Below are 16,783 nucleotides of genomic sequence, written 5' to 3'. Positions count from 1 at the left end.
GCAATTTGCTACCCTTTCTCTCTGACGCGAGAATACGCATAGCCTATGAAGCCAATTTTTAGCCGTGGCCCATCGCTACAGTTTCGCCTTATTCTGGCGGTTCTGGTTGCGCTTGGGGTCATTATTGCCGATAGCCGCCTCGGTACGTTCAGCCAGATCAGAACGTACATGGATACCGCCGTCAGTCCTTTCTACTTTGTTTCAAATGGTCCCCGTGAACTGCTCGACTCCGTTTCTCAAACGCTGTCTTCGCGCGACCAACTCGAACTCGAAAACCGGGCATTACGTCAGGAATTGCTGCTGAAAAACAGCGAACTGCTGATGCTGGGGCAATACAAGCAGGAGAACGCGCGTCTGCGTGAACTGCTCGGCTCGCCGCTGCGTCAGGATGAGCAGAAAATGGTCACGCAGGTGATCTCCACCGTGAACGACCCCTACAGCGATCAGGTTGTGATCGACAAAGGGAGCGTGAACGGGGTGTATGAAGGTCAGCCTGTTATCAGTGATAAAGGCGTTGTGGGCCAGGTTGTTGCCGTGGCCAAACTGACCAGCCGCGTGCTGCTGATTTGCGATGCCACGCATGCGCTGCCGATCCAGGTTCTGCGCAACGACATCCGCGTAATTGCGGCCGGTAACGGCTGTACGGACGACCTGCAGCTGGAACATCTGCCGGCTAACACGGATATTCGCGTGGGCGACGTGCTGGTAACCTCCGGCCTGGGCGGACGCTTCCCTGAAGGCTATCCGGTTGCGGTGGTCTCTTCGGTCAAGCTGGACACCCAGCGTGCCTATACCGTGATTCAGGCGCGTCCAACCGCCGGGTTGCAGCGTCTGCGCTATCTGCTGCTGCTGTGGGGCGCCGATCGTAACGGTGCTAACCCGATGACGCCTGAAGAGGTACATCGCGTAGCAAATGAGCGCCTGATGCAGATGATGCCGCAGGTTCTCCCGCCTGCGGATTCCATGGGGCCGCCTGCGCCAGTACCGGCGCCGGCAACAGGGTTAACGCAGCCGCTGCCGGATGCGCCGCCACCGCCTAAACTCTCTTCGGGAGGGCAGTAGTGGCAAGCTATCGTAGCCAGGGGCGCTGGGTCATCTGGCTCTCGTTTCTCATTGCACTGTTGCTGCAAGTGATGCCCTGGCCGGATGACATTCTCGTTTTCCGGCCAAACTGGGTATTGCTCATTTTACTCTACTGGATCCTTGCCCTGCCGCATCGCGTAAATGTCGGCACAGGTTTCGTGATGGGTGCCATACTGGATCTCATTAGCGGCTCTACGCTTGGCGTGCGCGCCTTGTCCATGAGCATTATTGCGTACCTCGTCGCACTCAAATTCCAGCTCTTTCGTAACCTTGCGCTCTGGCAACAGGCCCTGGTGGTGATGTTATTGTCGCTCGCTGCGGATATCGTTGTTTTCTGGGCAGAGTTTTTAGTGATCAACGTCTCTTTCCGACCGGAAGTGTTCTGGAGTAGTGTAGTAAACGGTGTGCTCTGGCCATGGTTATTCCTGCTGATGCGTAAGGTTCGCCAGCAGTTTGCTGTGCAATAAAAGGTTTCTATGACGTCTTTGTATCTCGCTTCCGGCTCCCCGCGCCGTCAGGAACTCCTGACGCAGCTGGGGGTCTCTTTTGAACGCATCGTTACCGGCATTGAAGAAAAGCGTGCTGAGGGCGAAAGCGCTCAACAGTATGTGTCTCGCCTGGCGCGCGAGAAAGCGCAGGCGGGCGTGGCCAGTGTGCCACGCGATCTTCCCGTGCTGGGAGCAGATACCATCGTTATTCTGAACGGTGAAGTGCTTGAGAAACCGCGCGACGCCGATCATGCGGCGCGCATGCTGCACAAAATGTCCGGACAAACGCATCAGGTGATGACGGCCGTCGCGCTGGCTGACCGCCAGCACGTGCTGGATTGCCTGGTGGTGACCGAAGTGACGTTCAGAGTACTTACCGACGACGACATCGCCGCTTATATTGCCAGCGGTGAACCGATGGATAAAGCAGGTGCATACGGTATTCAGGGGCTGGGTGGCTGTTTTGTCAGGAAGATTAATGGCAGCTATCACGCCGTAGTCGGCTTACCGCTGGTGGAAACGTATGAGTTGCTGAGCAATTTTAACTCACTGCGTGAGGGAAGGGATAATTATGACGGCTGAATTGTTGGTAAACGTAACGCCATCGGAAACCCGTGTGGCCTATATTGATGGTGGCATTCTTCAGGAAATTCATATTGAGCGTGAAGCGCGGCGCGGAATAGTAGGCAATATCTACAAAGGTCGTGTCAGTCGTGTACTACCGGGTATGCAGGCGGCTTTTGTAGATATTGGACTGGATAAGGCGGCGTTTTTACATGCCTCCGATATCATGCCGCACACCGAGTGCGTCGCGGGCGAAGAGCAAAAGCAGTTTGCCGTGCGCGATATTTCTGAACTGGTACGTCAGGGGCAGGATCTGATGGTGCAGGTGGTGAAAGATCCCCTCGGTACCAAAGGCGCCCGTCTGACCACCGACATCACCTTACCTTCCCGCTATCTGGTCTTTATGCCTGGCGCGTCGCACGTGGGCGTTTCGCAGCGTATTGAGAGCGAAACCGAGCGCGAGCGTCTGAAGAAAGTGGTCAGCGCCTACTGCGATGAACAGGGCGGGTTTATCATCCGTACCGCTGCGGAAGGGATCAGCGAAGAAGACCTCGCGTCGGATGCGGCTTACCTGAAGCGCGTCTGGACCAAGGTAATGGAGCGTAAAAAACGTAACCAGACCCGCTACCAGCTTTACGGTGAACTGGCGCTTGCTCAGCGCGTTCTGCGCGACTTTGCTGATGCGCAGCTCGACCGCATTCGCGTGGACTCGCGCCTGACCTATGAAGCGCTGCTGGAATTTACCGCTGAGTACATCCCGGAGATGCCCGGCCTGCTGGAGCATTATTCAGGACGTCAGCCGATCTTCGATCTCTATGATGTCGAAAACGAGATCCAGCGCGCGCTGGAGCGTAAGGTCGAGCTGAAGTCAGGCGGCTATCTGATCATCGATCAGACCGAAGCGATGACCACCGTCGATATCAACACCGGCGCGTTTGTCGGCCATCGCAACCTGGATGACACCATCTTCAACACCAACATCGAAGCCACGCAGGCGATTGCGCGCCAGCTTCGTCTGCGCAATCTGGGCGGCATTATCATCATCGACTTCATCGATATGAGTAATGAAGACCACCGTCGCCGCGTGCTGCACTCGCTTGAGCAGGCGCTGAGCAAAGACCGCGTGAAAACCAGCATCAACGGCTTCTCACAGCTGGGGCTGGTGGAAATGACGCGTAAGCGTACCCGCGAGAGCGTTGAGCATGTGCTGTGTAATGAATGCCCAACCTGCCATGGACGCGGAACGGTAAAGACGGTTGAGACCGTCTGCTACGAAATTATGCGTGAAATCGTCCGTGTTCATCATGCCTACGACTCCGATCGTTTTCTGGTCTATGCTTCCCCTGCGGTGGCTGAAGCGCTGAAAGGCGAAGAGTCACACGCGCTGGCGGAAGTGGAAATCTTTGTCGGCAAACAGGTAAAAGTACAAATTGAACCGCTCTATAACCAGGAGCAGTTTGACGTCGTGATGATGTAAAACGCAGTACGCTGCGTGACGAAAGCTGACAAGGAGAGATGCGTGAGGCGATTGCCGGGGATTTTATTGCTTACAGGGGCAACGCTGGTCGTGATTGTCGCGTTGCTCGTGAGCGGGCTACGCCTCGTATTACCGCATCTGGACAGCTGGCGTCCGCAGCTGCTGGCTAAAATTGAATCCACCACCGGCGTGCCGGTGAACGTAAGCCAGCTAAGCGCTAACTGGCAGAATTTTGGCCCGACGCTCGATGTCCGGGATATCAACGCCAGCCTGAAAGATGGCGGCCACCTGAAAATCAAACGCGTGACCCTGGCGCTGGACGTCTGGCAAAGCCTGCTGCATCTGCGCTGGCAGTTTCGCGATCTCACCTTTTATCAACTCCAGTTCCTGACCAATACGCCGCTGTCTGGCGGCGATAGCGGTCAGGGTCTTGAAGCCAACCGCTTCAGCGATCTTTTCCTCCGCCAGTTCGATCACTTCGATCTGCGCGACAGCGAAGTGAGCTTCATTACCCTTTCCGGCCAGCGCGCCGAACTGGCGATCCCTCAGCTGACCTGGCTCAACGGTAAAGAACGTCACCGCGCCGAGGGGCAGGTCAATCTCTCAAGCCTGAACGGCCAGCACGGCGTGATGCAGGTGCGCATGGATCTGCGGGACGATGACGGCCTGTTAAACAACGGCAAAGTCTGGCTGCAGGCCGACGATGTTGACGTGAAGCCATGGCTGGGTGACTGGATCCAGCAAAATATGCAGCTGGAGACTGCCCGTTTCAGCCTTGAAGGCTGGCTGACCCTGACCAAAGGCGAATTTGCCAGCGGCGATATCTGGCTCAAGCAGGGGGGCGCCAGCTGGAAAGGCGAAAAACAGCAGCATCAGCTTTCCGTCGATAACCTCACCGCGCACGTGACGCAGGAGAAAGAGGGCTGGCAGTTTGCCATTCCGGATACGCGCATCACCATCGACGGCAAGCCGTGGCCGCGCGGTGCGCTGACGCTGGCCTGGATGCCGGAGCAGGACGTCGGCGGTACGGCCAGTAAACGCAGCGACGAGCTGCGCATCCGCGCCAGCAACCTCGATTTGGCGGCCATTGAAGGCCTGCGCTCGATGGCGGCAAAGCTCTCTCCGGACCTGGGCGAGATCTGGCTGGCAACGCAGCCGAGCGGGACGATCGATGCTCTGGGGCTGGACATCCCGCTTCAGGCAACGGAAAAAACGCGCTTCCAGGCCACGTGGAAAGATCTTGCCTGGAAGCAGTGGAAGCTGCTGCCGGGGGCGGAGCACTTTAGCGGCAAGCTGGAAGGCAGCGTGGAAAACGGCAGGCTGACGGTTGATATGCACGACGCCAAAATGCCTTACGAGACGGTCTTCCGCGCGCCGCTGGAAATCGAACAGGGCAGCGCGGTGCTTAACTGGCTCCGTAACGACAAGGGTTTCCAGCTTGATGGCCGCCATATCGATGTGAAAGCCAAAGCGGTGCACGCGCGCGGCGATTTCCGCTATCTGCAGCCTGAAGGCGATGAGCCGTGGCTGGGCATTCTGGCCGGGATCAGCACCGATGACGGCTCACAGGCCTGGCGTTACTTCCCGGAAAACCTGATGGGAAAAGCCCTGGTGGACTATCTCAGCGGCGCGATTCAGGGCGGTCAGGCGGACAATGCCACACTAGTGTACGGCGGTAACCCGCATCTATTCCCGTACAAACATAATGAAGGCCAGTTCCAGGTGCTGGTGCCGCTGCATAACGCGACCTTTGCGTTCCAGCCCGACTGGCCTGCGCTGAAAGACCTGGATATCGAGCTCAACTTCCTCAATGACGGGCTATGGATGAAGTCCGACAGCGTGGCACTGGGCGGCGTGACGGCCAGCAACCTGACGGCCAACATCCCGGATTACTCCAAAGAGAAGCTGCTGATTGATGCTGACATCAACGGTCCGGGCAAAGCGGTGGGACCGTACTTTGAGGAGACGCCCCTGAAAGAGTCGCTGGCGGCGACGCTCCAGCAGCTACAGCTTGATGGCGATGTGAATGCTCGCTTACATCTTGATATCCCGCTGGACGGAGAGATGACCACCGCCAAAGGTGACGTCCGCCTGAAGAACAACAGTCTGTTCATCAAACCCCTTGAGAGCACGCTGAAAAATCTCAGCGGGCAGTTCAGCTTTGAGAACGGTAACCTGAAGAGCGAGCCGCTTACGGCCAGCTGGTTTAATCAGCCCGTTAATATCGACTTCACGACCACCGAGGGTGAAAAGGCCTACCAGGTGGCCGTCAATCTGGACGGTAACTGGCAGCCAGCGCGCATGGACGTCCTGCCGAAGCCCATTGAGGCGTCAGTGCAGGGCGCGGTCGCCTGGCAGGGTAAAGTGGCAATTGACCTGCCTTATCACGCGGGTGCCCAGTATAAGGTCGACATCACGGGCGATCTGAAAAACCTTCAGAGCCAGCTGCCTGCGCCGCTGGATAAACAGGCCGGACAGCCCCTGCCGGTAAAGCTGAACGTCGATGGCAACCTGAACAGCTTCGCGCTGACCGGAAGCGCGGGCGGGACAAACCACTTCAACAGCCGCTGGCTACTTAACCGCAAGCTCACCCTCGACAAAGCCATCTGGACAACGGATAGCCGCTCCACGCCGCCTCTGCCGGAGCAGGCTGGCATTGAGCTGAATCTCCCGCCGATGGACGGCGCAGAGTGGCTGGCGCTGTTCCAGAAAGGCGTTGGGCAAAACGTTGATGAAACCGCCCAGTTCCCGCAAGCCATTACCGTACGTACGCCGTCGCTGATGCTGGGCGGGCAGCAGTGGAACAACCTGAGCATCGTCTCGCAGCCTGGCGCTAACGGCACGAAGGTAGAGGCCCAGGGCAGAGAGATCAACGGTACTTTGACCATGCGCAATCACGCACCATGGCAGGCGGCGATCCGCTACCTCTACTACAACCCGGCAAGCGCCGCGAGCGGGAAAGATAAACCGGCAGAGACATCGCCGCTGAGTAATGTCTCCCGCGTCGATTTTAGCGGCTGGCCCGATCTCCAGCTGCGCTGCGCGGAGTGCTGGCTGTGGGGGCAGAAATATGGCCGTATCGACGGCGATTTCACCATCCAGGCAAATACGCTTACGCTCTCCGGTGGCCTGGTTGATACCGGTTTTGGCCGCATGACGGCCGCAGGGGAATGGGTGAATAACCCGGGCGAGCAGCGAACTTCCCTGAAGGGCGACATTAAAGGCAACAAGCTGGATGCGGCAGCCAATTTCTTTGGTATCAGCACGCCGCTGCGCGGCTCGTCGTTTGACGTCGATTACGATCTTCACTGGCGTGACGCCCCGTGGAAGCCGGATGAAGCCTCGCTGAACGGCATTCTGAAAACCCACTTTGGTAAAGGTGAAATTGCCGACGTGAGCACGGGGCGAGCCGGGCAGATCCTGCGCCTGCTGAGTTTTGATGCGCTGCTGCGCAAGCTGCGCTTCGATTTCAGCGATACGTTCAGCGAAGGTTTCTACTACGATTCCATCCGCAGTACGGCATGGATTAAGGACGGCGTTCTGCATACGGACGATACGCTGGTGGATGGCCTGGAAGCGGATATCGCCATGAAAGGCTCCGTTAACCTCGTGCGTCGCGAGCTGGATATGGAAGCCGTGGTGGCACCGGAAATTTCCGCGAGCGTGGGCGTGGCGGCGGCCTTTGTGGTGAACCCGATTGTCGGTGCGGCGGTGTTTGCCGCCAGCAAAGTGCTGGGTCCGCTGTGGAGCAAAGTCTCCATTCTGCGCTACCGCATTACCGGTCCGGTCGATAAACCGCAGATTAACGAGGTGCTGCGCCAGCCGCGCAAAGATGCACAGCAATGATTTGACGTGGGCAGGTAATTGCCTCACTCTCAATAAATACGATCTTTATACCGCCACGGGCGGCAACGAACGAGTAGCAATACGATGAGTCTGAACCTGGTAAGTGAACATTTGCTCGCAGCGAACGGCCTGAGCCATCAGGACCTGTTCTCCATTCTTGGTCAACTGACCGAACGCCGTCTCGACTACGGCGACCTTTATTTCCAGTCGAGCTATCACGAATCCTGGGTTTTAGAAGACAGCATCATTAAAGATGGCTCTTACAACATCGACCAGGGCGTCGGCGTCCGCGCCGTTAGCGGCGAGAAAACCGGTTTTGCCTATGCCGATCAGATTAGCCTGGCTGCACTTGAGCAGAGCGCGCAGGCCGCGCGTACCATTGTGCGTGATACCGGCGATGGTCGCGTGAAAACCCTTGGAGAAGTGCAGCACTCTGCGCTCTATACCAGCATCGATCCTCTGCAGAGCATGAGCCGTGAAGAGAAGCTGGATATCCTGCGTCGCGTGGACAAAGTCGCCCGCGCGGCGGATAAACGCGTGCAGGAAGTTTCAGCCAGCCTGAGCGGTGTGTATGAACTGATTCTGGTGGCGGCAACGGACGGCACTTTGGCGGCAGACGTTCGCCCGCTGGTACGTCTCTCCATCAGCGTGCAGGTCGACGACGATGTCAAACGCGAGCGCGGCTCAAGCGGTGGCGGCGGTCGTTTCGGCTATGACTGGTTCCTGGGCGACGTTGACGGTGAAGCGCGCGCCGACGCGTGGGCAAAAGAAGCCGTGCGCATGGCGCTGGTGAATCTGAATGCCGTCGCGGCGCCGGCGGGCTCATTCCCGGTGGTGCTGGGTGCTGGCTGGCCGGGCGTGCTGCTGCACGAGGCGGTAGGCCACGGGCTGGAAGGCGACTTTAACCGTCGCGGGACGTCGGTCTTCAGCGGTCAGATCGGGCAGCTTGTCTCCTCTGAGCTGTGCACCGTGGTGGATGACGGCACCATGCGCGATCGTCGCGGCTCGGTGGCTATCGACGATGAAGGTACGCCAGGGCAGTACAATGTGCTGATCGAAAACGGCGTGCTGAAAGGCTACATGCAGGACAAACTCAACGCGCGTCTGATGGGCGTCGCGCCGACGGGCAACGGACGCCGTGAATCTTACGCGCACCTGCCGATGCCGCGCATGACCAACACGTACATGCTGCCGGGCAAATCCACGCCGCAGGAGATTATCGAATCCGTTGATTACGGTATCTTTGCGCCAAACTTTGGCGGCGGCCAGGTGGACATTACCTCCGGTAAGTTTGTTTTCTCCACGTCAGAAGCGTATCTGATCGAGAAAGGCAAAGTGACCAAAGCGGTGAAGGGTGCGACGCTGATTGGCTCCGGTATTGAAGCCATGCAGCAGATCTCTATGGTCGGTAACGATCTGAAGCTGGATAACGGCGTGGGCGTCTGCGGTAAAGAGGGCCAGAGCCTGCCGGTTGGCGTGGGCCAGCCAACGCTGAAGGTGGACAACCTGACGGTGGGCGGCACGGCGTAATTTCCTGACCCTCTCCCCAAAGGGGAGAGGGTACTGCTTCATGCTGTCTTTTCTCCCTCCTCCTTTTGGAAAAAGACCTATTCTTTCCTTCTCCCCCGCATCCCCTGAAACAGCTCCGCCACGTCCACAAAATACTCGGTCAGATAGTTAATACACACCTGTACCTTGAGCGGGAGTTTGTCTTTTTCGGTATACAGGGCGTACACCGGTCGCGGATCGGACTGGTAGCGCGGGAAGAGGATCTCCAGCACGCCGCTGTTGATCTCGTTGATCACCCACATTAACGGCACGTAGGCGATCCCGGCGCCGGCCACCAGCCAGCGCGAAATGGTCATCGGATCGTTAGTGACAAACCGTCCTTCCGGTAGCAGCCTGGTAGAGATCCCTTCCGGAGCGATCAGCTCAAATTCATTATCGGGCCGCACGCTGTACTCCAGCCACGAGTGGTTGGTGAGATCGGCGGGTTTCTCCGGAACGCCGTACTGCGCCAGATAGCTTTTCGAGGCGCAGACCACCATCGGCATGCTGCCCAGCCGTCGCGAGAACAGGCTGGAATCCTGCAACGCGCCGACGCGGATCACCACGTCCAGCCCGTCGGCAATCAGATCCGGCGCCGGGATACCCGTCACCAGATTGACCGTAAGACCGGGATACTCTTTCAGCATATCCGCCGTCATGGCAGCGAGAACATTTTGTGCCATAGTTGAAGAACACCCGATGCGCAGCGTGCCGATGGGGGTGTTGTTGAAGGCATAGAGCTGTTCGTGAACATCCTGCACTTCAAGCAGCATGCGGCGACAGCCCTGATAGTAAATTTTACCCGCCTCCGTCAGCCCAATGCTGCGGGTACTGCGGTTGAGCAGCTTGACCTGAAGCTCATCTTCCAGTTTGGACACCGTCTGGCTGATGGATGAGACGCTCATCTGAAGCTGGCGTGCAGCGGCGGTAAAAGAGCCCAGTTCAACCACTTTGGCGAAGACCGACATGCGTTTTAAACGTTCCATTGTTCACTCTGGCTTAAAAGTGATTTAGATCACATATTATAGATAACAGCATAACAGTTACGTTAATATATTATTAATTACATAACGGCTGCGCCATTCTCGCCCGGCGTTTCTTGCTCTCCTGCGGTGGCGTGCGCTAAAAAATTCTGAAGCCTGCACTCTCTCTTATCAAGGTCAACATGAGTCTGTTTCCCGTTATCGTGGTGTTCGGTCTGTCGTTCCCACCGATATTTTTCGAGCTTCTTTTATCACTGGCGATCTTCTGGCTGGTGCGCAAGGTGTTGGTCCCTACCGGGATCTACGATTTCGTCTGGCACCCTGCATTGTTCAATACCGCGCTGTATTGCTGCCTGTTTTATCTGATATCGCGCATGTTTGTCTGAGGTTGATGTGAAAACGCTAACAAGAAAAATCTCCCGCACTGCCATCACAATGGCGCTGGTTATCCTCGCCTTCATCGCTATTTTCCGCGCCTGGGTTTATTACACCGAATCACCGTGGACGCGTGATGCACGCTTCAGCGCCGATGTGGTGGCAATAGCCCCTGACGTGGCCGGTCTTATCACGGCGGTCAACGTCCACGATAACCAGCTGGTGAAAAAAGATCAGGTTCTGTTCACCATCGACCAGCCTCGTTACCAGAAAGCGCTGGAAGAGGCGGAAGCGGACGTGGCCTATTATCAGGCGCTCGCTGCGGAGAAACGCCGCGAGGCAGGCCGCCGTAATCAGTTGGGCGTTCAGGCAATGTCCCGCGAAGAGATTGACCAGTCCAACAACGTGCTGCAAACCGTGCTGCACCAGCTGGCGAAAGCGCAGGCAACGCGCGATCTGGCGAAGCTCGATCTCGAGCGCACCGTGATCCGCGCGCCGTCCGATGGCTGGGTCACCAACCTCAACGTCTATGCCGGGGAATTCATTACCCGTGGCTCAACCGCCGTGGCGCTGGTTAAACAGAACTCCTTCTACGTGCTCGCCTATATGGAAGAGACCAAGCTGGAAGGCGTGCGTCCAGGTTATCGGGCGGAAATTACGCCGCTCGGCAGCAATCGCGTCTTTAAAGGCACCGTCGACAGCGTTGCCGCAGGGGTGACTAACTCCAGCAGCTCTAACGATGCCAAAGGGATGGCGACGGTCGATTCCAACCTGGAGTGGGTGCGTCTGGCCCAGCGCGTGCCGGTACGTATTCATCTGGATGAACAGCAGGGAAATCTGTGGCCTGCGGGTACCACGGCGACGGTGGTGATCACCGGTGAAAAGGACCGGGATGCCAGCCAGGACTCGTTCTTCCGTAAAATTGCCCACCGCCTGCGCGAGTTTGGTTAATCGCCATGGGTATCTTTTCCATCGCCAGCCAGCACATTCGCTTCGCCGTGAAGCTGGCGTGCGCCATCGTGCTGGCGCTGTTTGTTGGCTTTCACTTCCAGCTTGAAACCCCTCGCTGGGCAGTGCTGACGGCCGCGATTGTCGCGGCGGGCCCGGCCTTTGCCGCGGGTGGGGAACCCTATTCAGGCGCGATCCGCTATCGCGGGATGCTGCGTATCATCGGGACGTTTATCGGCTGTTTCGCGGCGCTGACCATTATTATTCTCATGATCCGCACCCCGCTGCTGATGCTGATGGTCTGCTGCATCTGGGCGGGGTTCTGCACCTGGATCTCGTCTCTGGTGAAAGTGGAAAACTCCTACGCCTGGGGACTGGCGGGCTATACCGCGCTGATTATTATCATCACTATCCAAAGCGAACCGCTGCTGGCACCGCAGTTTGCGGTGGAGCGATGCAGCGAAATTGTGATTGGTATTGTCAGCGCGATCGTCGCTGATCTGCTTTTCTCTCCGCGCTCCATCAAGCAGGAAGTCGACCGTGAGCTCGACGCGCTGATCGTTGCCCAGTATCAGCTGATGCAGCTGTGCATTAAGCACGGCGACAGCGAAGAGGTGGATAAAGCCTGGAGCGGGCTGGTACGCCGTACGCAGGCGCTGGAAGGTATGCGCAGCAACCTTAACATGGAGTCCTCGCGCTGGGCCCGCGCGAATCGACGTCTTAAAGCCCTCAACACCGTCTCTCTGACGCTGATTACCCAGGCCTGTGAAACCTATCTGATTCAGAACACCCGGCCGGAAGCAGTCACCGATACGTTCCGCGAACTGTTTGCCGAGCCGGTGGAAACCGTACAGGACGTGCATAAGCAGCTTAAGCGCATGCGCCGGGTGATTGCCTGGACCGGGGAGCGCGACACGCCGGTGACCATCTACACCTGGGTCGGCGCCGCGACGCGCTATCTGCTGCTGAAGCGCGGCGTGATTGGTAACACCAAAATCAGCGCGGCGGAAGAAGAGGTGCTGCAGGGGGAAGTGGTGATCAAGGCGGAATCCGCCGAGCGCCATCACGCCATGGTCAATTTCTGGCGTACGACGCTTGCCTGCATGCTCGGCACGCTGTTCTGGCTGTGGACGGGCTGGACGTCCGGCAGCGGCGCGATGGTGATGATTGCCGTTGTGACCGCACTGGCGATGCGTCTGCCTAATCCGCGTATGGTCGCCATTGATTTCCTCTACGGCACGATTGCCGCGTTGCCGATAGGCGCGCTCTATTTCCTGGTCATCATCCCGTCGACGCAACAGAGCATGCTGCTGCTCTGTATTAGCCTGGCGGTAATGGCGTTCTTTATAGGCATTGAAGTGCAAAAGCGGCGTCTGGGATCGCTGGGGGCGCTGGCGAGTACGATTAACATCATCGTGCTCGATAACCCGATGACCTTCCATTTCAGCCAGTTCCTCGACAGCGCGTTAGGCCAGCTGGTGGGCTGCTTCCTGGCCATGATGGTGATACTGCTGGTGCGTGATAACTCGCAGGCAAGAACGGGCCGCGTGCTGTTGAACCAGTTCGTGTCGGCTGCCGTGTCATCTTTGACAACCAATACCGCGCGCCGTAAAGAGAACCACCTCCCCGCGCTGTACCAGCAGCTGTTTTTGCTGCTGAACAAGTTCCCGGGCGATATCGCGAAGTTCCGCCTGGCGTTAACCATGATCATTGCGCACCAGCGTTTGCGTAACGCGCCCGTGCCGATCAACGACGATCTGTCGGCATACCACCGCCAGCTGCGTCGTACCGCCGATCACGTGCTTTCTGCCAGCAGCGATGACAAACGGCGCCGCTACTTTACGCAGCTGCTTGAAGAGCTCGATATCTATCAGGAAAAGCTCAAGCACTGGGAGGCGCCGCCTCAGGTGACCGAGCCGGTAGGACGGTTGGTGTTTATGCTGCATCGCTACCAGAATGCCCTCACGGATAACTGACTGAAGTAAAAAACCGATGCCAAAAGCGTCGGTTTTTTTGTGGCTATACTTATTCCAGCACGTTCTTACATTTCAGAAAGGGAGAACACATGACGACCCAGGCGCTTCAGGACCACATCCTTTTTCAGACCGGTTATCTGGTCAACGGAATCTGGAAAACGCTGGATACAACCTTTGATGTGCTGAATCCCGCGACCGGCGAGGTCATTGCTAAAGTCGCAAAAGCGGGTAAAGCACAGACCGAAGACGCTATCGCAGCGGCTACCCAGGCCTTCCCGGCATGGCGTGCCAAAACCGCGAAAGAACGCTCGGCGATTCTCTACCGCTGGTACGAACTGATTATTGAGAATAAAAGCTGGCTCGGGGGGTTGATGACCACCGAACAGGGCAAACCCCTGAAAGAAGCGGAGGGAGAAGTCGAGTACGCCGCCAGCTTTATCCAGTGGTTTGCCGAAGAGGCCAAACGCGCGAACGGTGAAATTATTCCGCCGATAAAACCCGGCTCACGCATTCTGGCGACCCGTGAACCCATTGGTGTGGTCGCAGCGATTACGCCATGGAACTTCCCGATGGCCATGCTCACCCGCAAGTTAGGCCCGGCGCTGGCAGCAGGATGCACCGGGGTCATTAAACCGGCCAATAACACACCGCTCAGCGCCTTTGCGCTGCTTACGCTGGCGAAACAGGCCGGAGTGCCCGACGGTGTTCTCAACGCCGTAGCCGGGAATACGCATGAAATCAGCGATGCGATTATGGCAAGCCGCGACGTACGTAAAATCTCCTTTACCGGCTCAACCTCCGTCGGCAAAACGCTGGTGCGTAACGCCGCAGAAACCATGAAAAAAGTCTCGATGGAGCTGGGGGGAAATGCCCCGTATATCGTTTTTGAGGATGCGGATATCGACGCCGCGGTTAAGGGTGCGATCGCCAACAAGTTCCGCAATGCCGGGCAGGTCTGCGTCAGCGTGAACCGTTTTTATATTCAGGAAACCGTCTACGACAAATTTGTGAATAAACTCGCCGATGCGGTGAATGCGCTGAAGGTGGGTAATGGTCTTGAGGAGGGGGTGGTCGTCGGGCCGCTGATTGAATCTTCTGCGGTCAACAAGGTGCGTGAGCATGTCGACGACGCCGTTGCCCGGGGCGCAACCGTACTGGCTGGAGGTAAGCCTCATCCGCTTGGCGGGAATTTCTGGATGCCAACCGTACTGGGCGACTGCCATGAGGGCATGAAGCTGGCAGAAGAAGAGACGTTTGGCCCGGTAGCGGCGTGCTTCCGTTTCACCTCGGAAGATGAAGTTATCCAGCGCGCCAACAACACCCCCTATGGACTGGCGGCTTACTTCTACACCCAGAATCTTTCTCGGGTCTTCCGCGTTTCACAGGCCATCGAGAGCGGGATGATCGGCATCAACGAGTGCGCTGTCTCCACGGAGCTTGGGCCCTTTGGCGGCGTAAAAGAGTCAGGCCTTGGACGAGAGGGCTCCGTGCTGGGGCTGGAAGAGTATCTGGAAGTTAAAACCCTGCATATTGGGGGATTATAATAGACAGGGCGGCATCTGCCGCTCGCCTGGACTGGGTGGCTGGCAATGAAAACCTATACGTTTGATTTTGACGAGATCGACAGTCAGGAAGACTTCTACCGTGAATTTATCCGGGCGTTTGATCTTGAACGAGAAAGCGTGACGAATCTGGATACGCTGTGGGACGTGGTCACCGGCAGTCAGTTGCCGCTACCGCTGGAAATTGAGTTCATCCATTTGCCCGATAAGCTGCGAAGACGTTTTGGCGCGCTGATATTGCTGTTCGATGAAGCGGAAGAAGAGCTTGAAGGGCAGCTGCGCTTTAACGCGCGGCATTGAATGAAAAAAGCCCCTGACCATGAGGTCAGGGGCAAGTCGTATGATGAGATACGACGAGGGTTTATTTATACAGCTCTGCCGTTGCATGCCAGTGGTCACCCTGATTCAGTTCGGTGACGCGATAGCTGCTGGCGCCTGCTTTTTCAGCTTTGGCGGCAAGTTCGTGACGAATATCCATCGGTGAACCGGTGACAGACGTTACGGAGATGCTGCCCATACGCTGTAGATTTTGTGCCTGGTCGGCATTTACCTGCTGTACGGCTGCGCTTGCGCCGAAAGAGAGAACGGATGCCATACCGAGGGTTGCGATGATCAATTTGGTTTTCATAGTCTTTACTCCTGAATAGGGTTTTTACTCAACGGCGAGAAGGGTTGAACAGCTATTTTTATGCCTGGTGCCGTTGAGTGGAGATTTTCGTCTTCAGTTATTACTAAAACTTATTTGTACAGCTCAGCGGTGGCGTGCCAGTGGTCACCAGAACGCGCTTCGATGATGCGATAGGATGACGCACCCTGTTCTTCCGCTTTTTTGTTCAGCATCTCATGCATGTCCATTGGCGATGTGCCGACCGCGCCGACAGAAACCGTACCGATGGCCTGGCGGGATTGCGCCTGGTCAGCATTGATAGAGTCTGCTGCGAAAGCACCGAATGACAAGACGGACAGGACGCTGAGCGCCGCTACAGTTGATTTGATTTTCATGATTCTTACCTCGTCGAATTTTTTCGTGGGGTCTTGTTTCGTGACCCTCATCACAAAATCAAGTATACACTAATAACGACAAAAATTAATACCAGACTAATGGTTTCTCTTGTTATTACGTGTTAACCAGCCTGTTTTTTATAACCAAATTGCATAATATTGAACGTTTTTTGTTCATTTTTGTTGGTTATATCTAATAAAATCATATGGATATCATATTTTGATTTTTTGTGCGATTTTTTGATTTAGCATTCACCAGATGAATGTTAATAGGTGGTAAAAAGCACTATTTGTCAAAGTGAAGGGCAGAGGAAAAGAGTGAGAAACGCAGCGGAAACAGAACGATCCCCGCAGCGGCGCTACGGGGAGAGGGGATTAGAGTTCCTGTTCGAACAGTACCAGAATGGCTTCGTGGAGATCTTTCACGGAGAAACCGCTAGCCGGTGTGGTAAAAATGGTGTCATCACCGGCGATAGTCCCGAGGATACCTTCCGTTTTACCCAACGAGTCCAGCATGCGGGCAATCAGCTGCGCGGCACCCGGGCTTGTGTGGATCACCACGACGGCGTCGTTATGATCGATATCCAGAACCAGATTTTTGAGCGGGCTGGAGGTGGTCGGCACGCCAAGTTCTGCCGGCAGGCAATAGACCATCTCCATCTTGGCGTTACGCGTACGCACCGCGCCAAATTTCGTTAACATGCGGGAGACTTTCGACTGGTTGATGTTATCGAAGCCTTGTTCCTGCAGCGCCTGAACAATTTCTCCCTGAGAACTGAATTTCTCTTCTTTGAGTAGTGCCTTAAAGGCCTTTACTAATTCTTCTTGCTTAGACGAGCTTCGCATAAGTCACCCGGAATATGACGATAGAAACAACATTATTATGCATGTGGATGAATTTTTATGCAAATTATCTACTCAGCGCCAGGCT

15 protein-coding genes are annotated in these 16,783 nt (G+C 56.5%); 11 read left to right on the top strand and 4 right to left on the bottom strand.

Features of this window, described 5'->3' with window-relative positions:
- The first annotated feature begins 45 nt into the window (after positions 1-45).
- From mreC to tldD, 6 genes are all read left to right on the top strand, one after another.
- On the top strand, positions 46-1,062 hold the full coding sequence (gene mreC / locus SPG90_RS15340; RefSeq protein ID WP_023309400.1) for a rod shape-determining protein MreC: 1,017 nt from the start codon (positions 46-48) through the stop codon (positions 1,060-1,062).
- Complete coding sequence (mreD, locus tag SPG90_RS15335; protein ID WP_023309399.1) at positions 1,062-1,550, top strand: rod shape-determining protein MreD; 489 nt, start codon at positions 1,062-1,064, stop codon at positions 1,548-1,550. Before mreC ends, mreD begins: the two co-directional genes overlap by 1 nt.
- A gap of 9 nt (positions 1,551-1,559) precedes the next feature.
- Positions 1,560-2,153, top strand: coding sequence for a Maf family protein (locus SPG90_RS15330; protein WP_023309398.1), 594 nt, complete (start codon positions 1,560-1,562; stop codon positions 2,151-2,153).
- Entirely contained in the window at positions 2,143-3,612 is a 1,470-nt protein-coding gene (rng, locus tag SPG90_RS15325; protein ID WP_010436156.1) for a ribonuclease G, read from the top strand. Before SPG90_RS15330 ends, rng begins: the two co-directional genes overlap by 11 nt.
- Before the next feature lie 42 nt (positions 3,613-3,654).
- Positions 3,655-7,458: an AsmA2 domain-containing protein YhdP gene (gene yhdP / locus SPG90_RS15320; RefSeq protein ID WP_064791086.1), complete on the top strand. Its 3,804-nt coding sequence runs from the start codon at positions 3,655-3,657 to the stop codon at positions 7,456-7,458.
- A gap of 84 nt (positions 7,459-7,542) precedes the next feature.
- Positions 7,543-8,988 carry a metalloprotease TldD gene (tldD, locus tag SPG90_RS15315; protein ID WP_322408220.1) on the top strand — a complete coding sequence of 482 codons (1,446 nt, stop codon included), beginning with the start codon at positions 7,543-7,545 and terminating at the stop codon, positions 8,986-8,988.
- 77 nt (positions 8,989-9,065) lie between these two features.
- On the opposite strand, the gene aaeR is transcribed toward tldD, so the two are convergent.
- A complete protein-coding gene (gene aaeR / locus SPG90_RS15310; protein ID WP_023309395.1) occupies positions 9,066-9,992 on the bottom strand; it encodes an HTH-type transcriptional activator AaeR in 927 nt (308 codons plus the stop codon).
- Positions 9,993-10,171: 179 nt separating this feature from the next.
- On the opposite strand from aaeR, the gene aaeX reads away from it, so the two are divergent.
- From aaeX to SPG90_RS15285, 5 genes are all read left to right on the top strand, one after another.
- The gene (gene aaeX / locus SPG90_RS15305) at positions 10,172-10,375 is read left to right on the top strand and encodes a p-hydroxybenzoic acid efflux pump operon protein AaeX (protein ID WP_003860416.1); all 204 of its coding nucleotides are present in this window, start codon (positions 10,172-10,174) and stop codon (positions 10,373-10,375) included.
- Positions 10,376-10,382: 7 nt separating this feature from the next.
- Entirely contained in the window at positions 10,383-11,315 is a 933-nt protein-coding gene (gene aaeA / locus SPG90_RS15300) for a p-hydroxybenzoic acid efflux pump subunit AaeA (RefSeq protein WP_023309394.1), read from the top strand.
- 5 nt (positions 11,316-11,320) lie between these two features.
- Positions 11,321-13,288, top strand: coding sequence for a p-hydroxybenzoic acid efflux pump subunit AaeB (gene aaeB / locus SPG90_RS15295; protein WP_045355383.1), 1,968 nt, complete (start codon positions 11,321-11,323; stop codon positions 13,286-13,288).
- Between the two features lie 89 nt (positions 13,289-13,377).
- Positions 13,378-14,832, top strand: a complete 1,455-nt coding sequence (locus SPG90_RS15290; RefSeq protein ID WP_322408219.1) for an NAD-dependent succinate-semialdehyde dehydrogenase — start codon at positions 13,378-13,380, stop codon at positions 14,830-14,832.
- Between the two features lie 45 nt (positions 14,833-14,877).
- Complete coding sequence (locus SPG90_RS15285) at positions 14,878-15,150, top strand: barstar family protein (protein ID WP_023309391.1); 273 nt, start codon at positions 14,878-14,880, stop codon at positions 15,148-15,150.
- A 61-nt stretch (positions 15,151-15,211) separates the two neighbouring features.
- On the opposite strand, the gene yhcN (SPG90_RS15280) is transcribed toward SPG90_RS15285, so the two are convergent.
- The 3 genes from yhcN (SPG90_RS15280) to argR all read right to left on the bottom strand — a co-directional run bounded on the left by yhcN (SPG90_RS15280) (position 15,212) and on the right by argR (position 16,698).
- A complete protein-coding gene (gene yhcN / locus SPG90_RS15280) occupies positions 15,212-15,478 on the bottom strand; it encodes a peroxide/acid stress response protein YhcN (protein WP_023309390.1) in 267 nt (88 codons plus the stop codon).
- A 110-nt stretch (positions 15,479-15,588) separates the two neighbouring features.
- Positions 15,589-15,852 (bottom strand): peroxide/acid stress response protein YhcN, encoded by a 264-nt coding sequence (yhcN, locus tag SPG90_RS15275; RefSeq protein WP_023309389.1) that lies wholly within the window; start codon positions 15,850-15,852, stop codon positions 15,589-15,591.
- 375 nt (positions 15,853-16,227) lie between these two features.
- Positions 16,228-16,698: a transcriptional regulator ArgR gene (gene argR / locus SPG90_RS15270; RefSeq protein WP_023309388.1), complete on the bottom strand. Its 471-nt coding sequence runs from the start codon at positions 16,696-16,698 to the stop codon at positions 16,228-16,230.
- Between the last annotated feature and the right edge of the window lie 85 nt (positions 16,699-16,783).

The organism is Enterobacter sp. D2 (assembly GCF_034427575.1).
Taxonomy (GTDB): Bacteria; Pseudomonadota; Gammaproteobacteria; order Enterobacterales; family Enterobacteriaceae; genus Enterobacter; species Enterobacter cloacae_M.
Note: the sequence above shows the minus strand (reverse complement) of the source record. Positions and strands in the feature narration are given on the sequence as shown.